Consider the following 15,733-nt stretch of genomic DNA (forward strand, 5'->3'; position numbering starts at 1 on the left):
GCCGACGTGCAGGTCCGGCTGCCGGCGGACGTCCGTGCCGCGCCGCGCGAGGCCGCGCCTGGCCCCGGACGGGGGAACGCCGGAGGCCCGCACCACGGTGTGCGCCTCCGGCGGTGCCGGCCCGGTCCGGGCCGGGAGGCTCAGACGGTCAGGGCGAGCTCGCGCTCCACGACCGAGGCGAGGTACTGCGTCTCGGCCTCGGCGGACTCCAGGGAGGCCGCCTCCACCATGACGCGGACCACGGGCTCGGTCCCCGAGGGGCGCAGCAGCACCCGGCCGGTCTCGCCGAGGCGCTGCTCGACCTCCGCGACGGCCGAGCGGACGGCGGGGTTGGACCCCACCGCGGTGCGGTCCACGCCGCGGACGTTGAGCAGCACCTGGGGCAGGCGGGTCATGACCCGGGCGAGCTCGGCCAGCGGCACGCCGGTCTGCGCCACGCGCGAGGCCAGCATGAGCCCGGTCAGCAGGCCGTCCCCCGTGGTGGCGTAGTCGGACATGATCACGTGGCCGGACTGCTCCCCGCCCAGGTTGTAGCCGTGCTCGGTCATCGTCTCGAGGACGTAGCGGTCCCCCACCGCGGTCTCGCGCACGTCGATGCCCGCCTCGCGCAGGGCGAGCTTGAGCCCGAGGTTGCTCATCACGGTGGCCACCAGCGTGTCGTCGACGAGCCGGCCGGCCTCCTTCATGGCCAGCGCGATGATCGCCATGATCTGGTCGCCGTCCACCTCCTGGCCGGAGGCGTCGACGGCGAGGCAGCGGTCGGCGTCGCCGTCGTGGGCGATCCCGAGATCGGCCCCGACCTCGACGACGGCCCGGCGGAGCGGGTCCAGGTGGGTGGAGCCGCAGCCGTCGTTGATGTTGAGCCCGTCGGGCTCGGCCCCGATGACGTGCACGGTGGCGCCCGCGTCCCGGAAGGCGTCCGGGGAGACCCCGCTGGCCGCGCCGTTGGCGCAGTCCAGGACGACGCTCATCCCGTCCAGCCGCCGCGGGATCGCCCCCACCAGGTGCAGGACGTAGCGGTCCTCCGCGTCGGCCAGGAAGCTGATCCGGCCCACCTCGGCGCCGGTGGGGCGCCGGAACCGGCCGGCTTCGAAGACCTGCTGGATCTCGTCCTCCACGCGGTCCGGCAGCTTCCTCCCGCCGTGGGCCAGGAACTTGATCCCGTTGTCCGGGGCCGCGTTGTGCGAGGCGGAGATCATCACCCCGAAGTCGGCGTCCAGGTCCGCGACGAGGTAGGCCAGTGCGGGCGTGGGCAGGACCCCGGCGTCGTGGACGTCCACGCCCGAGCCGGCGAGGCCGGCGGAGACGGCCGCGCCGATGAACTCGCCGCTCGCGCGCCCGTCCCGGGCGACGACCGCGGTGGGACGCCGTCCCTCGGGGGCGTGGCCGTGGCCCAGCACGATGGCGGCCGCCTGGGCCAGGTCCAGGGTCATGTTGGCTGTGAGGAGGTCGTTCGCGAGTCCGCGCACGCCGTCCGTTCCGAATAATCTAGACATCGACCTCATACTACGTTCCCGTCGCCGTGCACGTCGGAAGGCGGGCGCAAACGCACGGACCCCGTCCGCGGCCGGTGTGCACCGGAGCGGACGGGGTCCGTGGGGCTGGGCGTGCGGGCCGGTGGGCCCGACGATCAGCGCTTGGAGTACTGCGGGGCCTTGCGGGCCTTCTTGAGACCGGCCTTCTTGCGCTCGATGACACGGGGGTCACGGGTGAGGAAGCCGGCCTTCTTGAGGGTGGCCCGGTTGTTCTCGAGGTCGATCTCGTTCAGGGCACGGGCCACGCCGTGGCGCAGCGCGCCGGCCTGGCCGGAGGCGCCACCGCCGTGGATGCGGGCGATGACGTCGTAGGCGCCCTCGAGCTCCAGCAGCCGGAAGGGGTCGTTGACCTCCTGCTGGTGCAGCTTGTTCGGGAAGTAGTTCTCCAGGGTGCGGCCGTTGATGGTCCACTGGCCGGAGCCGGGAACGACGCGCACGCGGGCGACGGCCTCCTTGCGGCGGCCGACGGCCTGGCCGGAGACGGTCAGGGCCGGGCGCTCGACGGCGACGGCGGTCTCCGCGGCGGGGGCGGACTCGGAGGTGTAGCTGTTCAGCTGCTCCTCGCCGTCCACGGTGTTCTGCTCTTCAGTATTCTGAGCCACGATTCTCCTCGCTAGTTTCTGTCGTAGGCCCGATTACTGGGCGACCTGGGTGAACTCGAAGGTCTGCGGCTGCTGGGCACCGTGCGGGTGCTCCGGGCCGGCGTAGACCTTGAGCTTGGACATCTGCTGGGCGGCCAGCTTGTTCTTCGGGAGCATGCCACGGATGGCCTTCTCCACGGCGCGGACCGGGTTCTTCTCCAGCAGCTCGGCGTAGGAGGTGGACTTCAGCCCGCCCGGGTAGCCGGAGTGGCGGTAGGCCCGCTTCTTCTCGAGCTTGGAGCCGGTCAGGGCCACCTTCTCGGCGTTGATGATGATGACGAAATCACCGGCGTCCACGTGGGGAGCAAAGGTCGGCTTGTGCTTTCCGCGCAGCAGCGTTGCGGTCTGGCTGGCAAGACGACCCAGGACGACGTCGGTGGCATCGATGACGTGCCACTGGCGCTGAATGTCACCGGGCTTCGGGGTGTACGTACGCACGTTAGTTTGCCTTCGTTCGGGTTCTCTCGGTGGCGCTAGTTGGGATCACGCCGTTTCTCGGTGTGCCTTCCGGGGCTCGGGTGAGGACCGAGCTGCATCCGGTGCCCGAGACCCCGGTGCACCGGAGCGCCATGTGTCCTGCAACGGGACGGCGGATCCGGGTACACGTGAACCGAGGCGGGACACGCACAACAGCACCCCACGTTACCGGATCGGGCGGCCAAAGACCACTCCGGGCATACACCCGGAGGATGCGCCGGTCAATCCCGGTGCACCGGGTCCCGCAGGGCCCGCGTGCGCTGCGCCCGCTCCCCCAGTGCGGTGTCGCCGGGGTAGCGGACCTGCTCCAGGACGAGACCGTGCGGCGGGGCCATGAGCACCCGGGCGTCGCGGACCCGCTCCGCCAGGCGGCGCCCGAGCCAGTCGCCGTCCTCGCGCCCGGCCCCCACGCGCGCCGCGGCGCCCACGACGGAGCGGACCATGTGGTGGCAGAACGCGTCCGCCTCGATGCCGAGCACCACGAGCCCGTTCCGGTCGCGCTCCACGGAGACGTCCAGGACCTTCCGCACCGTGGTGGCGCCCTCGCGGGGACGGCAGAAGGAGAGGAAGTCGTGCAGGCCCACCAGCTCCTGGACGGCCTCGGCCATGACCCCGGCGTCCAGCACGTCCTTCGTCCACCAGGTCAGGTGCCGGGTCAGCGGGTCGCGGCCCCCGGCGCCGTCGTCGATCCGGTAGCTGTAGCGGCGGGAGACGGCGGAGAACCGGGCGTCGAAGCCCGCCGGCGCGGCACCGGCCCGGTGCACGACGATCGCCCCCGGGCACTCGGGCAGGCCCTGCGCGCGGCGCCCCCCGCCCAGCACGTGCGCCAGCGCCCCGGTGAGGCGCCGCCCGAGCGACGCCCCCGGGTCCTCCTCCCGGCCGCGGGCGAGCCCGCGCCACTCCTCCGGTGCGAGGTCCAGGTGCACGACCTGGCCGCGTGCGTGGACGCCGGTGTCGGTGCGGCCGGCCACCACGACCCGCACGTCGCGGCGCACCAGCACCGCGAGGGCCTCCTCCAGGGACCCCTGGACGGTCGGCAGGCCCGGTTGGCGGGCCCACCCGGAGAACGGCGCTCCGTCGTAGGCCAGGTCGATCCGCACGCGCACGGCGGGCTCGGGCGCGGTCATGGGAGGCTCCTGTTCGGGTTCGGGTTCGGGTTCGGGTTCGGGTTCGGGGAAGGGCCGGCGGGGCCGGGCACGGCAACGCCGCCGGGGACCAGGTCCCCGGCGGCGTGCACGGTGTTCGTCCGGACGGCTGCCGGTCAGCGCAGCTTCTGCGCGGCGGAGCCACCGGCCGGCTGGAAGCCGGCGGCCTCGGCGTTCGCCGGGGAGTCGAACCAGATCTCGGCGGTGGTGCCCGCGTACCAGCGCGAACCGGGCACGTGGTACTTCATCGAGTTCCGGTTGCCCTTGATCTCGAAGCCCTCGGGGGTCTCGCCCGACTCCAGGGGAGCGTGCGAACCGGGGAACTCGGCCTCGGCGTTCTCGGCGGCGACCTCGGCGGCCTGCTCGGAGCCGACCTCGGGGGCCTGCTCCTCGGCGGGGATCTCCTCGGCGGCGACCTCGGCGGCGGTGCTGTCCGCCGGGGTGTCGACCGGGGCGGCGGGGGCCGGGGCGGCCTTCGCGGTGGCGCGCTCGGCCTCGGCCACGGTGGCCTTGGTCGCGACGGGCTCCATCACGAGCTCGATGACGGCCATGGGGGCGTTGTCGCCCTTGCGGTTGCCGATCTTGGTGATGCGGGTGTAGCCGCCGTTGCGGTCCTCCATCGCCGAGGCGATGGTGGTGAACAGCTCGTGCACCACGGACTTGTCCGTCAGCTGGGCCAGCACGCGCCGACGGGCCGCCAGGTCACCGCGCTTGGCGAAGGTGATCAGCCGCTCGGCGTAGGGACGCATCCGCTTCGCCTTGGTCACGGTGGTGGTGATGCGCTTGTGCTCGAACAGCTGCTGGGACAGGTTCGCCAGCATCAGGCGCTCGTGGGCGGGGCCGCCTCCGAGGCGGGGTCCCTTGGTGGGAGTAGGCATGGTTGTTGATCTCCTGGAAATTCGTCCCGTCCGTGCCGGGCGGCCGGTGGGACTTCAGCGGGAAGGACTAGTGGTCGTCGTCGTCGAACGGGTTCTCGTCGTCGATCGCGGCGGCGCGAGCGGCGAGGTCGAAACCGGGAGGCGAGTCCTTGAGGGACAGGCCGAGGTCGACGAGCTTGGCCTTGACCTCGTCGATCGACTTCGCGCCGAAGTTGCGGATGTCCATCAGGTCCGCCTCGGACCGGCCGACGAGCTCGCCCACGGAGTGGATGCCCTCGCGCTTGAGGCAGTTGTAGGACCGCACGGTGAGCTCGAGGTCCTCGATGGGCAGCGCCATGTCGGCGGCCATCGCGGCGTCGGTCGGCGAGGGGCCGATCTCGATGCCCTCGGCGGCCGTGTTGAGCTCCCGGGCCAGGCCGAACAGCTCGACCAGGGTGGTGCCGGCGGAGGCCACGGCGTCACGCGGGGTGATGGCCTCCTTGGTCTCCACGTCGATGACCAGCTTGTCGAAGTCGGTGCGCTGCTCCACGCGGGTGGCCTCCACGCGAAAGGTCACCTTGAGCACCGGCGAGTAGATCGAGTCGACCGGGATGCGGCCGATCTCCGCGTCCCCCGCCTTGTTCTGGGCGGCGGAGACGTACCCGCGGCCGCGCTCGATGGTCAGCTCGAGCTCGAGCTGGCCCTTCGCGTTGAGCGTGGCGATGTGCAGGTCCGGGTTGTGGATCTCCACACCGGCCGGAGCCGTGATGTCCGCGGCGGTCACGACGCCCGGGCCCTGCTTGCGCAGGTAGGCGACGACGGGCTCGTCCTGCTCCGAGGACACGGCGAGCTTCTTGACGTTGAGGATGATCTCGGTGACGTCCTCCTTCACGCCCTCCACGGTGGAGAACTCGTGGAGCACCCCGTCGAGCCGGATGCTGGTCACGGCAGCACCGGGGATCGAGGAGAGGAGCGTGCGGCGGAGGGAGTTGCCGAGGGTGTAGCCGAAGCCGGGCTCGAGCGGTTCGATCACGAAGCGGGACCGGTTGTCGGCCACGACCTCTTCGGAGAGGGTGGGGCGCTGTGCGATGAGCACTGATGTTTCCTTTCAGCGGGCATCCGCTATATGACGCGCGCAAATGGTGGAAAACAGTTGATGGGTGCGGACCGGTGCCCGGTCCGGAGTGGGCGTGCCCACCGGGCCCCGTGGAGGGGTCCCGGTGGGCACGCTCGCATCAGACGCGGCGGCGCTTCGGCGGGCGGCAACCGTTGTGCGCGCTCGGGGTGACGTCCGAGATGGAGCCGACCTCGAGGCCGGTGGCCTGCAGGGAGCGGATGGCGGTCTCGCGCCCGGAGCCCGGGCCCTTGACGAACACGTCGACCTTGCGCACGCCGTGCTCCTGCGCGCGCTTGGCGGCGGCCTCGGCGGCCATCTGGGCGGCGAACGGGGTGGACTTGCGAGAGCCCTTGAACCCCATCTCCCCGGCGGAGGACCAGGAGAGGACGGCGCCGTTGGGGTCGGTGATGGTGACGATGGTGTTGTTGAACGTCGACTTGATGTGGGCGTGGCCCTGGGTGACGTTCTTCTTGTCCTTGCGGCGAGGCTTGCGGGAAGCCGCTGCGCGAGTCTTCGGGGGCATGGAATTCTCCTACAAAGTTTTCAGGAAGAGCAGTGAAGAGTGGTGGTGGGCCGCTCGGGGGACCGTGGGGTCCTGGCGCGCGAGCGGCAACGGGCTACTTCTTCTTGCCGGCGACCGTGCGCTTCGGGCCCTTGCGGGTGCGGGCGTTGGTCTTGGTGCGCTGACCGTGCACCGGCAGGCCGCGGCGGTGCCGGATGCCCTGGTAGCTGCCGATCTCGACCTTGCGGCGGATGTCGGCGGCCACCTCGCGGCGGAGGTCACCCTCAACCTTGTAGTTGTCCTCGATGTAGTCGCGCAGCTCCACGAGCTGGGCATCGGTGAGTTCGCGCACGCGCAGGTCGCCCGAGATGCCGGTGGCACCGAGGGTGGCGAGCGCGCGGGTGCGACCCACGCCGTAGATGTAGGTGAGTGCGACTTCCAGCCGCTTCTCACGGGGAAGGTCGACGCCTGCGAGACGAGCCATATCGGCGGTTCTCCTTGTGGTGTTCCAGAGGTCTGGAGCATCGCTGTCCGGTCGGTGACGTCATGTCCGTCCGCCGGTCCCCGGCCTCTGTGCCGGGGGCACCCGCCTGGATCTCTCCGGTCGGGAGCGGTGCCTGAGTGGATCCACTTGCGTGGGTGGTCGGGGCTGGTCAGCCCTGACGCTGTTTGTGGCGCGGGTTCTCGCAGATCACCATGACCCGCCCGTTGCGGCGGATCACCTTGCACTTGTCGCAGATCGGCTTCACGCTCGGTTGGACCTTCATCGCATTCCTTCGCGTCGTTCTCTCGAGTGGGGTGCGGCCCGGACGGCCGCCGGTCCTACTTGTAGCGGTAGACGATACGACCGCGGGTGAGGTCGTACGGGCTCAGCTCCACCACCACGCGGTCCTCGGGGAGGATCCGGATGTAGTGCTGACGCATCTTGCCGGAGATGTGGGCGAGAACAAGGTGACCGTTGTTCAGCTCAACGCGGAACATCGCGTTGGGCAGAGCCTCGACCACAGTGCCTTCGATCTCGATGACTCCGTCTTTCTTGGCCATATCCTCCGCTAACTTCTGGTGCCCTCCGCCGGGGCGGCGGGCAGGGTTTCGGGTGTACATCGTCGTTAAACGCCGCTGCGGACCTGTACGCGTGCACCATCACCGTTCGTGGTGCACGGTGAGGGTCGGCGTGGTCCGATGAGTGCGGAATCGCTAGAGCACAGACAACCAACAGAACACTCTACGTGATCGGGGGCGTCTCCCGCAACGCGGGGGACGCCCCCTCGGGGCGGGTGCCCGACGGCGCCGGTCGACGGTCCTCAGACCACGGCGGCGAGCTGCCCGCAGGCCCCGTCGATGTCGGAGCCGCGGGTGTCGCGCACGGTCGTGGGGATGCCGTGGGCGCGCAGTCGCTCCACGAAGTTCTGCTCCACACCCGGCCGGGACGCGGTCCACTTGGAACCGGGGGTCGGGTTGAGCGGGATGGGGTTGACGTGCACCCAGCCGGCACCGCGGGCGTTGAGCTTCTCCCCCAGCAGGTCCGCGCGCCAGCCCTGGTCGTTGATGTCGCGGATCAGGGCGTACTCGATGGACACCCGCCGGCCGGTGACGTCGTAGTACTCGCGGGCGGCGTCGAGCGCCTCGTCGACCTTCCACCGGGTGTTGATGGGGATCAGGTCGTCGCGCAGCTCGTCGTCCGGGGCGTGCAGGGACAGGGCCAGGGTCACGGGCAGCTTCTCCCGGGTGAACTTCCGGATCCCGGGCACCAGGCCCACGGTGGACATGGTGATGCCGCGCGCGGAGATGCCCAGGCCCTCGGGCGAGGGGTCGACCAGCCGGTGCACGGCCCCCAGCGTGGCCTTGTAGTTGGCCAGCGCCTCCCCCATGCCCATGAACACGATGTTGGAGACCCGCAGCGGTTCCTGCTCGGCCGCGCCCACCCGGCCCCCGCGCAGCAGCCGGGCGCCCTGGACCACCTGCTCCACCATCTCCGCGGTCGACAGGTTGCGGGTCAGCCCGGCCTGCCCGGTGGCGCAGAAGGGGCAGTTCATCCCGCACCCCGCCTGCGAGGAGATGCACATGGTCACCCGGTTGGTGTAGCGCATCAGCACCGACTCGACCATCGCGCCGTCGAAGAGCCGGTGCACGCTCTTGACCGTCGCGCCCTGGTCGGCCTCGAGGGTGCGCACGGAGGTGAGCAGGGTGGGGAGGGCCTGCGCCACCAGCTCCTCCCGCCCCGCGGCGGGCAGGTCGGTCATGTCCTCGGGGGCCGAGGCGAGCCGGTCGAAGTAGTGCCGGGAGAGCTGCCCCGCACGGAAGGGCTTGTGCCCGAGCTCCGCGAGGAACTCGCGGCGGCCGGCGAGGTCGAAGTCGGCGAGGTGCTTCGGCGGCTTGCCGCGGCGCGGGGCCGTGAAGGTCAGCTGCCCCGGCTTCGGGCGGACGGTGAGCTCGACGGGGGTGCGGGTCGATGTGCTGGTCGGGGCGTTCTCCTGCGGTGCCTGGGCCACGGGGGCCTCCTCACGGGGTCGCGGGTCGGGGTCGGTCTGCCGGTTCACGGGCGGTCCTCCGGGATCGGGACGGGAGTGACGCCGAGGGGCGCGAGCTCGGAGGCCCCGCCGTCCTCGGCCGTGAGCACCCACAGGCCCTCGGCGTGCAGCGCCACGGAGTGCTCCCACTGGCTGGAGCGGCCCCCGTCGGTGGTGACCACGGTCCAGTCGTCGTCGAGCACCCGGGTGCCGATCCCTCCGCGCACGAGCATGGGCTCGATGGCCAGGGCCATCCCGGCGCGCAGCCGGGGGCCGCGGTCGGTGCTGCGGAAGTTCAGGACGTCGGGCGCCATGTGCATCTTCGAGCCGATGCCGTGGCCCACGTACTCCTCGAGGATCCCGAACCGGTGCCCGGAGACCGACCGCACGTGGTCCTCCACGGCCGCCCCGATGTCGCCCACGTGCGTGCAGGTGGCCGCGGCGGCGATGCCCCGCCACATGGCCTGGCGGGTGATCTCGGACAGCTCCTCGTCCGCGGGGTCGGGCCGGCCGAGCAGCACCGTGCGCGCCGAGTCGCCGTGCCAGCCGTCGACGATCGCGCCGCCGTCGACGGAGAGGATGTCCCCCTCCTGCAGCACCTGCTCCCCCGGGATGCCGTGGACGACCACGTCGTTGACGGACACGCACACCGTGGCCGGATAGCCGTAGTAGCCGAGGAAGTTGGAGGTGGCCCCGTGCTCCTCGAGGACGGAGCGGAACACGTCGTCGAGGGACGCGGTGGTCACCCCGGGCACGGCGGCCGCCACGGCGGCGTCGAGGGCGCGGGAGGTCACCACCCCGGCGCGCTGCATGGCGCGCAGCTGGGCGTTGGTCTTGTACTCGATCCGGCGGCGGCCGAACATGCGGTCTTCCTTCCGAGCCGCTCCCCCGGACGGGGAGCTCGCGGCGGTGGTGGGTTAAACGTGAGACCCCCGGGGGTGTCCGGGGGTGTCACGGCGTTCGTGGTGGGGACGGCCCTGTCAGGGCAGCGCCGTCATGATCCGCTCGGAGACCTCGTCGACGCTGCCCAGCCCGTCGACCTCGCGGACGATCCCGCGCTGGTCGTAGAGGTCCACGACGGCGGCGGTCTCCGCGTCGTAGACGTCGAGGCGGTGCCGGATGACGTCCTCCGTGTCGTCGGTGCGGCCCTCCTTCCGGGCCCGCCCGAGGAGCCGCTGCACGAGCTCGTCGCGGTCGGCGGTCAGCTTCAGCACGACGTCGAGCTCCTGGCCCAGCTCCGCGAGGATGGCGTCGAGCTCCTCGACCTGCGCGGCGTTGCGCGGGTACCCGTCGAGCAGGAAGCCGTCGGCGGTGTCCGTCTCGGCCAGGCGGTCGCGCACCATCCGGTTGGTCACCGAGTCCGGCACGAGGTCGCCGGCGTCGATGTAGCCCTTGGCCTCCTGGCCCAGGGCCGTCTGCCCCTTGATGTTGGCCCGGAAGATGTCACCGGTGGAGATGGCCGGCACGCCCAGCTTCTCCGAGATGCGCACGGCCTGGGTCCCCTTGCCTGCGCCCGGGGGGCCGATGATGAGCATGCGGGTCATGAGGTCTCCTTGCTGTCGGTGGTGGGTGCGGGCCCAGTCTACCGGGCGCTCCCCCGGCGCCCGGGGGCCGGGCTCAGCGCAGCAGGCCCTCGTAGTTGCGCTGCTGCAGCTGCGCCTCGATCTGCTTCACGGTGTCGAGACCCACGCCCACCATGATCAGCAGGGACGGCCCGCCGAACGGGAAGTTCTGGTTGGCGTTCACCAGCACGAGCGCCACGAGCGGGATCATCGACACGATGCCGAGGTACAGGGCCCCGGGGAAGGTGATCCGGGTCAGCACGTACTGCAGGTACTTCTCCGTGGGACGGCCCGCCCGGATGCCCGGGATGAAGCCGCCGTAGCGCTTCATGTTGTTGGAGACCTCCTCCGGGTTGAACGTGATCGACACGTAGAAGTACGTGAAGAACACGATCATCATGAAGTACATGACCATGTACACGGGGTGGTCGCCGGAGACGAGGTAGGTGTTGATCCAGTTGACCCAGCCGGGGATGTCCGAGCCGTCGTCGGGCATGCCGAACTGGGCGAGCATGCCGGGCAGCATCAGCATCGAGGACGCGAAGATGATGGGGATGACGCCGGCCATGTTGACCTTGAGCGGGATGTAGGTGGTGGTGCCGCCGATCGTGCGCCGGCCGACCATCCGCTTGGCGTACTGCACGGGCACCCGGCGCTGGGACTGCTCCACGAAGACCACGCAGGTGATCACCACGAGGCCCACGGCCAGGACGGTGAGGAACACCCCCCAGCCCTTGGTCCGCAGGATGTCGCCCAGGGCGGAGGGGAAGGTCGCGGCGATCGAGGTGAAGATCAGCAGGGACATGCCGTTGCCCACGCCCTTCTCCGTGATCCGCTCCCCCAGCCACATGATGATGGCGGTGCCCGCGGTCATCGTGATGATCATGATGACGATGGTCAGCACCGTGTCGTTGGGGATGATCGGCAGGGGGCAGTCGCCCAGCAGGGCGCCCGAGCGGGCCAGGGAGACGACCGTGGTCGCGTTGAGCAGCGCCAGCCCGATCGTGAGGTAGCGGGTGTACTGGGTGAGCTGGGTCTGGCCCTGCGCGCCCTCCTCGTGCAGCTCCTGGAAGCGCGGGATGACCACGCGCAGCAGCTGCACGATGATGCTCGCCGTGATGTACGGCATGACGCCGAGCGCGAAGACCGACAGCTGCAGCAGGGCGCCGCCGCTGAAGAGGTTCACCATGTCGTAGACGCCGCCGGTGGTGGTGCCGAGGGCGAGGCACTGCTGCACGTTGCCGTAGTCGACGCCCGGGGCCGGGATGAACGTGCCCAGACGGTAGAGCACGATGAGGGCGAGCGTGAACCCCAGCTTGCGTCGCAGGTCGGGCGTTCGCAACGCCCGTCCGAAAGCGCTGAGCACATGTCCTCCTAGAGACTGGGTCCGACCGGCGTCCGGCCGCGGGGGTGGGGTGGGGCCGGGGTGCGGTCCCCGTCCGCGCGCGGGCGGGCACGGACGACTCCGGCAAGTCTAGCGAACGCGTCGCGCCCGGGACTTCCGCGACGGGGCGCGTCGAGCCGCGGGCACGGGTCCGTCAACGGGTCAGGCCCCGCCCACGCTGGCGTGGACGGGGCCTGGTCCGTGCGCCGCGGGGCCGGGCGTGCCCGGCCCCGCGGCCCGCGCTCACAGCGCGGTGGTGCTGCCGCCGGCGGCGGCGATCTTCTCGGCGGCGGAACCGGAGAAGGCGTGCGCCTTCACGTCCACCGCGACCGCGATGTCGCCGGAGCCCAGGACCTTGACGGGCTGGTTCTTGCGGACCGCACCGCGGGCCACGAGCGACTCCACGCTCACCTCGCCGCCCTCCGGGTAGAGCTCGGAGAGCTTGTCGAGGTTGACGACCTGGTACTCCACGCGGAACGGGTTCTTGAACCCGCGCAGCTTGGGCAGGCGCATGTGCAGCGGCAGCTGGCCGCCGGCGAAGCCCGCCTTGACCTGGTACCGGGCACTGGTGCCCTTGGTGCCACGGCCGGCGGTCTTGCCCTTGGAGCCCTGACCGCGACCCACGCGGGTCTTGGCCGTCTTCGCGCCCGGGGCCGGACGCAGGTGGTGCACCTTGAGGGCGTGCACCTTCTCGTTGCTCTGAGTGGTGTTCTCAGCAGTGTTCTCTGCCATGGTTACTTGGCCTCCTCGACCTTGACCAGGTGGGCGACGGTGTTGACCATGCCCGCGGTCACGCCGTCGGCCTTGCGGACCACGACGTTGCCCGGCCGCTTGAGGCCGAGGGACCGCAGGGTGTCCCGCATGTTCTGCTTCTGGCCGACCACCGAACGGATCTGCGTGATGCGCAGCTCCGCCCCGTCGGGCTGGATACGCTTGCCGGACATCAGGCACCTGCCTTCTGGATCGAGCGCAGCAGCGGACCGGGGACGACCTCGTCGATCGGCAGCCCACGGCGGGCCGCGACGGCCGCCGGCTCCTCGAGCTGGCGGAGCGCCTCGATCGTTGCGTGCACGATGTTGATCTGGTTCGACGAGCCGAGGGACTTCGACAGCACGTCGTGGATGCCGGCGCACTCGAGCACGGCACGGACCGGGCCACCGGCGATCACACCGGTACCGGGGGTCGCCGGGCGGAGCATGACGACGCCGGCAGCGGCCTCGCCCTGCACCCGGTGCGGGATGGTGCGGTCCTCGATGCGCGGGACGCGGAAGAAGTTCTTCTTCGCCTCCTCGACGCCCTTGGAGATCGCGGCCGGCACCTCCTTGGCCTTGCCGTAGCCGACACCGACCATGCCGTTGCCGTCACCGACGACGACGAGGGCGGTGAAGCTGAAGCGACGACCGCCCTTGACGACCTTGGAGACACGGTTGATGGTCACGACGCGCTCGAGGAACTTGTCCTTCTCCTCCTCGCGCCCGCCACGGCCTCCGCGGCCGCCACGCTCACCACGGCCACCGCGCTCGCCACGGCCACCGCGCTCGCCACGGCCACCGCGGTCGCCGCGGGAGTCCTGGGAGCGGTTGGACTCGGTGGTCTGCTGGGCCCCGGTCGCCTCCGTGGAGGCAGTGTTGGCTTCGGTCACCTGAGTTTCCTTCTCGTTGTTCTGCTCGCTCACAGTGCCAGACCTCCTTCGCGGGCGCCGTCGGCGACAGCCGCCACGCGACCGTGGTACTTGTTGCCGCCGCGGTCGAACACGACGGCCTCGACACCGGCGGCCTTGGCGCGCTCGGCCACGAGCTCACCGACGCGCTTGGCCTTCGCGGTCTTGTCCGCCTCGGTACCGCGCAGGTCGGCCTCCATGGTGGACGCCGAGGCGACGGTGACACCCTTGGTGTCGTCGACGACCTGGACGAACATGTGGCGGGCGGAGCGGTTGACGACCAGGCGCGGGCGGGCCGCCGTGCCGGCCAGGTGCTTGCGCACCCGGACGTGGCGGCGGCCGCGGGCGGCGGCCTTGGACTTGCCCTTGATCTTCAGAGCCATGGTTACTTACCAGCCTTTCCGGCCTTGCGGCGGATCTGCTCGCCGGCGTACCGCACGCCCTTGCCCTTGTAGGGCTCGGGGGCGCGCAGCTTGCGGATCTTCGCGGCGACCTCGCCGACCTGCTGCTTGTCGATGCCGTTGACCGAGAGCTTGTTGACGCCCTCGACGGTGAACGAGATGCCCTCCGGGGCCTTGAAGGTGATCGGGTGGCTGTAGCCGAGCGCGAACTCGAGGTCCTGGCCCTTCGCCTGCACGCGGTAACCGGTGCCGACGATCTCGATGCCCTTGGTGTAGCCCTGGGTGACGCCCTGGATCATGTTGGCGATCAGGGTGCGGGTGAGGCCGTGCAGCGAGCGGGACTCCCGCTCGTCGTTCGGTCGGGTGACGGTGAGGGTGCTGTCCTCGAGCGCGACGGTGATCGGGCTGGCAACGGTGTGCTGCAGCTCGCCCTTGGCGCCCTTGACGGAGACGACGTTGCCGTCGATCTTGATCTCCACACCGGCCGGCACAGAGATGGGGAGACGTCCGATACGTGACATGTTCTCTTCCTTTCTGTTCCGGGTTACCAGACGTACGCGAGGACTTCGCCGCCCACGCCCTTCTTCGCGGCCTGCTTGTCGGTCAGCAGCCCGGAAGAGGTGGACAGGATGGCGATGCCCAGGCCGCCCAGGACCTTGGGGAGGTTGGTGGACTTGGCGTAGACGCGCAGGCCCGGCTTGGAGATCCGCCGGACGCCCGCGATGGAGCGCTCCCGGTTGGGACCGAACTTCAGGGACAGCGTCAGGGTCTTGCCGACCTCGGCCGCGTCCTCCCGGTAGTCCGCGATGTAGCCCTCGGTCTTGAGGATGTCCGCCACGCGAGCCTTGAGCTTCGAGTACGGCATGCTCACGGAGTCGTGGTGGGCGGAGTTGGCGTTGCGCAGACGCGTCAGCATGTCCGCGACAGGATCTGTCATTGTCATTTTGGGGGCACGTGCCCTTCCTCGTCCCGGTTTCCGCACCTGGCGGCGCCCGTGGGCGCCCGGCCGGACCTGGAACGTAGCGAGATTAGTTGGTCTTGAAGGGGAAGCCGAGCGCCTTCAGCAGCGCGCGGCCCTCGTCGTCGGTCTTCGCGGTGGTGACCACCGTGATGTCCATGCCGCGGACGCGGTCGATCCGGTCCTGGTCGATCTCGTGGAACATCGACTGCTCGGTCAGGCCGAAGGTGTAGTTGCCGTTGCCGTCGAACTGGCGGTCGGACAGACCGCGGAAGTCACGGATGCGCGGCAGCGCCAGGGTCACCAGGCGGTCGAGGAACTCCCACATGCGGTCGCCGCGCAGCGTGGTGTGCGCGCCGATCGGCATGCCCTCGCGGAGCTTGAACTGCGCGATGGACTTCTTCGCCCGGGTCACGAGCGGCTTCTGGCCGGTGATCGCGGTGAGGTCGCGGACGGCGCCGTCGATGAGCTTCGAGTCCTTGGCGGCGTCACCGACGCCCATGTTCACGACGACCTTGACGACGCGCGGGATCTCCATGACGTTGCCGTACGAGAACTGCTCCTGCAGCGCGGGGACGACGGTCTCCTGGTACTTGTCCTTGAAGCGCGGGGACACGCTGATCTCGGTGGTTTCGCTCATCACAGATCCTTGCCGGTGCTCTTGGAGACGCGGATCCGGACGGTCTTCTGGCGCCCGTCGCGCTCCACGGTCTCGGTGCGGTAGCCGACGCGGGTCGGCTTCTTGGTCTCCGGGTCCACGAGTGCCACGTTGGACACGTGGATCGGGGCCTCGACCTTCACGATGCCGCCGGCTTCGCCCTGCATGGAGGCCTTGCGGTGGCGGGTGTTTACGTTGACGCCCTCGACGAGCACGCGGGAGGTCTCCGGGAACACGCGCAGGACCTTGCCCTGCTTGCCCTTGTTGTCCTTGCTGCCGGAGATGACCTGCACCAGGTCGCCGGTCTTGATCTTGAACTTCGCCAT

The 15,733-nt window shown here is 70.4% G+C and carries 22 protein-coding genes; all 22 read right to left on the reverse strand.

Annotated elements, in window-relative coordinates:
• Positions 1-140: 140 nt before the first annotated feature.
• Positions 141-1,496 carry a phosphoglucosamine mutase gene (glmM, locus tag RE027_RS08090; RefSeq protein ID WP_368807745.1) on the reverse strand — a complete coding sequence of 452 codons (1,356 nt, stop codon included), beginning with the start codon at positions 1,494-1,496 and terminating at the stop codon, positions 141-143.
• Between the two features lie 134 nt (positions 1,497-1,630).
• A complete protein-coding gene (rpsI, locus tag RE027_RS08095) occupies positions 1,631-2,137 on the reverse strand; it encodes a 30S ribosomal protein S9 (protein ID WP_368807746.1) in 507 nt (168 codons plus the stop codon).
• A 33-nt stretch (positions 2,138-2,170) separates the two neighbouring features.
• The gene (gene rplM, locus RE027_RS08100; protein ID WP_062734945.1) at positions 2,171-2,614 is read right to left on the reverse strand and encodes a 50S ribosomal protein L13; all 444 of its coding nucleotides are present in this window, start codon (positions 2,612-2,614) and stop codon (positions 2,171-2,173) included.
• Positions 2,615-2,874: 260 nt separating this feature from the next.
• Complete coding sequence (truA, locus tag RE027_RS08105; protein WP_368807747.1) at positions 2,875-3,780, reverse strand: tRNA pseudouridine(38-40) synthase TruA; 906 nt, start codon at positions 3,778-3,780, stop codon at positions 2,875-2,877.
• 134 nt (positions 3,781-3,914) lie between these two features.
• Positions 3,915-4,676: a 50S ribosomal protein L17, sunset domain variant gene (rplQ, locus tag RE027_RS08110; RefSeq protein ID WP_368807748.1), complete on the reverse strand. Its 762-nt coding sequence runs from the start codon at positions 4,674-4,676 to the stop codon at positions 3,915-3,917.
• 67 nt (positions 4,677-4,743) lie between these two features.
• Entirely contained in the window at positions 4,744-5,751 is a 1,008-nt protein-coding gene (locus RE027_RS08115; protein WP_368807749.1) for a DNA-directed RNA polymerase subunit alpha, read from the reverse strand.
• 139 nt (positions 5,752-5,890) lie between these two features.
• The gene (gene rpsK, locus RE027_RS08120; RefSeq protein ID WP_368807750.1) at positions 5,891-6,295 is read right to left on the reverse strand and encodes a 30S ribosomal protein S11; all 405 of its coding nucleotides are present in this window, start codon (positions 6,293-6,295) and stop codon (positions 5,891-5,893) included.
• A 94-nt stretch (positions 6,296-6,389) separates the two neighbouring features.
• Entirely contained in the window at positions 6,390-6,758 is a 369-nt protein-coding gene (gene rpsM, locus RE027_RS08125) for a 30S ribosomal protein S13 (protein ID WP_368807751.1), read from the reverse strand.
• A gap of 169 nt (positions 6,759-6,927) precedes the next feature.
• Positions 6,928-7,041: a 50S ribosomal protein L36 gene (rpmJ, locus tag RE027_RS08130; RefSeq protein WP_017833320.1), complete on the reverse strand. Its 114-nt coding sequence runs from the start codon at positions 7,039-7,041 to the stop codon at positions 6,928-6,930.
• A gap of 55 nt (positions 7,042-7,096) precedes the next feature.
• Positions 7,097-7,318: a translation initiation factor IF-1 gene (gene infA / locus RE027_RS08135; protein WP_017833319.1), complete on the reverse strand. Its 222-nt coding sequence runs from the start codon at positions 7,316-7,318 to the stop codon at positions 7,097-7,099.
• Positions 7,319-7,578: 260 nt separating this feature from the next.
• On the reverse strand, positions 7,579-8,766 hold the full coding sequence (rlmN, locus tag RE027_RS08140) for a dual-specificity RNA methyltransferase RlmN (protein ID WP_387920964.1): 1,188 nt from the start codon (positions 8,764-8,766) through the stop codon (positions 7,579-7,581).
• A gap of 44 nt (positions 8,767-8,810) precedes the next feature.
• Positions 8,811-9,647, reverse strand: coding sequence for a type I methionyl aminopeptidase (gene map, locus RE027_RS08145; RefSeq protein ID WP_368807752.1), 837 nt, complete (start codon positions 9,645-9,647; stop codon positions 8,811-8,813).
• Positions 9,648-9,764: 117 nt separating this feature from the next.
• The gene (locus tag RE027_RS08150; RefSeq protein WP_368807753.1) at positions 9,765-10,328 is read right to left on the reverse strand and encodes an adenylate kinase; all 564 of its coding nucleotides are present in this window, start codon (positions 10,326-10,328) and stop codon (positions 9,765-9,767) included.
• Between the two features lie 73 nt (positions 10,329-10,401).
• Positions 10,402-11,712 (reverse strand): preprotein translocase subunit SecY, encoded by a 1,311-nt coding sequence (gene secY / locus RE027_RS08155; protein ID WP_368807754.1) that lies wholly within the window; start codon positions 11,710-11,712, stop codon positions 10,402-10,404.
• Between the two features lie 261 nt (positions 11,713-11,973).
• Positions 11,974-12,462, reverse strand: coding sequence for a 50S ribosomal protein L15 (gene rplO, locus RE027_RS08160; RefSeq protein WP_368807755.1), 489 nt, complete (start codon positions 12,460-12,462; stop codon positions 11,974-11,976).
• Positions 12,463-12,464: 2 nt separating this feature from the next.
• Entirely contained in the window at positions 12,465-12,674 is a 210-nt protein-coding gene (gene rpmD / locus RE027_RS08165) for a 50S ribosomal protein L30 (protein ID WP_047804314.1), read from the reverse strand.
• On the reverse strand, positions 12,674-13,405 hold the full coding sequence (gene rpsE, locus RE027_RS08170) for a 30S ribosomal protein S5 (protein WP_368807756.1): 732 nt from the start codon (positions 13,403-13,405) through the stop codon (positions 12,674-12,676). Before rpsE ends, rpmD begins: the two co-directional genes overlap by 1 nt.
• Positions 13,402-13,773 (reverse strand): 50S ribosomal protein L18, encoded by a 372-nt coding sequence (rplR, locus tag RE027_RS08175; RefSeq protein ID WP_368807757.1) that lies wholly within the window; start codon positions 13,771-13,773, stop codon positions 13,402-13,404. The genes rpsE and rplR overlap by 4 nt, the downstream gene beginning before the upstream one ends.
• A gap of 2 nt (positions 13,774-13,775) precedes the next feature.
• The gene (rplF, locus tag RE027_RS08180) at positions 13,776-14,312 is read right to left on the reverse strand and encodes a 50S ribosomal protein L6 (protein WP_368807758.1); all 537 of its coding nucleotides are present in this window, start codon (positions 14,310-14,312) and stop codon (positions 13,776-13,778) included.
• 23 nt (positions 14,313-14,335) lie between these two features.
• The gene (gene rpsH, locus RE027_RS08185) at positions 14,336-14,734 is read right to left on the reverse strand and encodes a 30S ribosomal protein S8 (RefSeq protein WP_368807759.1); all 399 of its coding nucleotides are present in this window, start codon (positions 14,732-14,734) and stop codon (positions 14,336-14,338) included.
• A gap of 85 nt (positions 14,735-14,819) precedes the next feature.
• The gene (gene rplE / locus RE027_RS08190) at positions 14,820-15,389 is read right to left on the reverse strand and encodes a 50S ribosomal protein L5 (RefSeq protein ID WP_368807760.1); all 570 of its coding nucleotides are present in this window, start codon (positions 15,387-15,389) and stop codon (positions 14,820-14,822) included.
• On the reverse strand, positions 15,389-15,733 hold the full coding sequence (gene rplX, locus RE027_RS08195; RefSeq protein ID WP_368807761.1) for a 50S ribosomal protein L24: 345 nt from the start codon (positions 15,731-15,733) through the stop codon (positions 15,389-15,391). The genes rplE and rplX overlap by 1 nt, the downstream gene beginning before the upstream one ends.

This window comes from Kocuria sabuli (genome assembly GCF_040981185.1).
Classification (GTDB): domain Bacteria; phylum Actinomycetota; class Actinomycetes; order Actinomycetales; family Micrococcaceae; genus Kocuria; species Kocuria sabuli.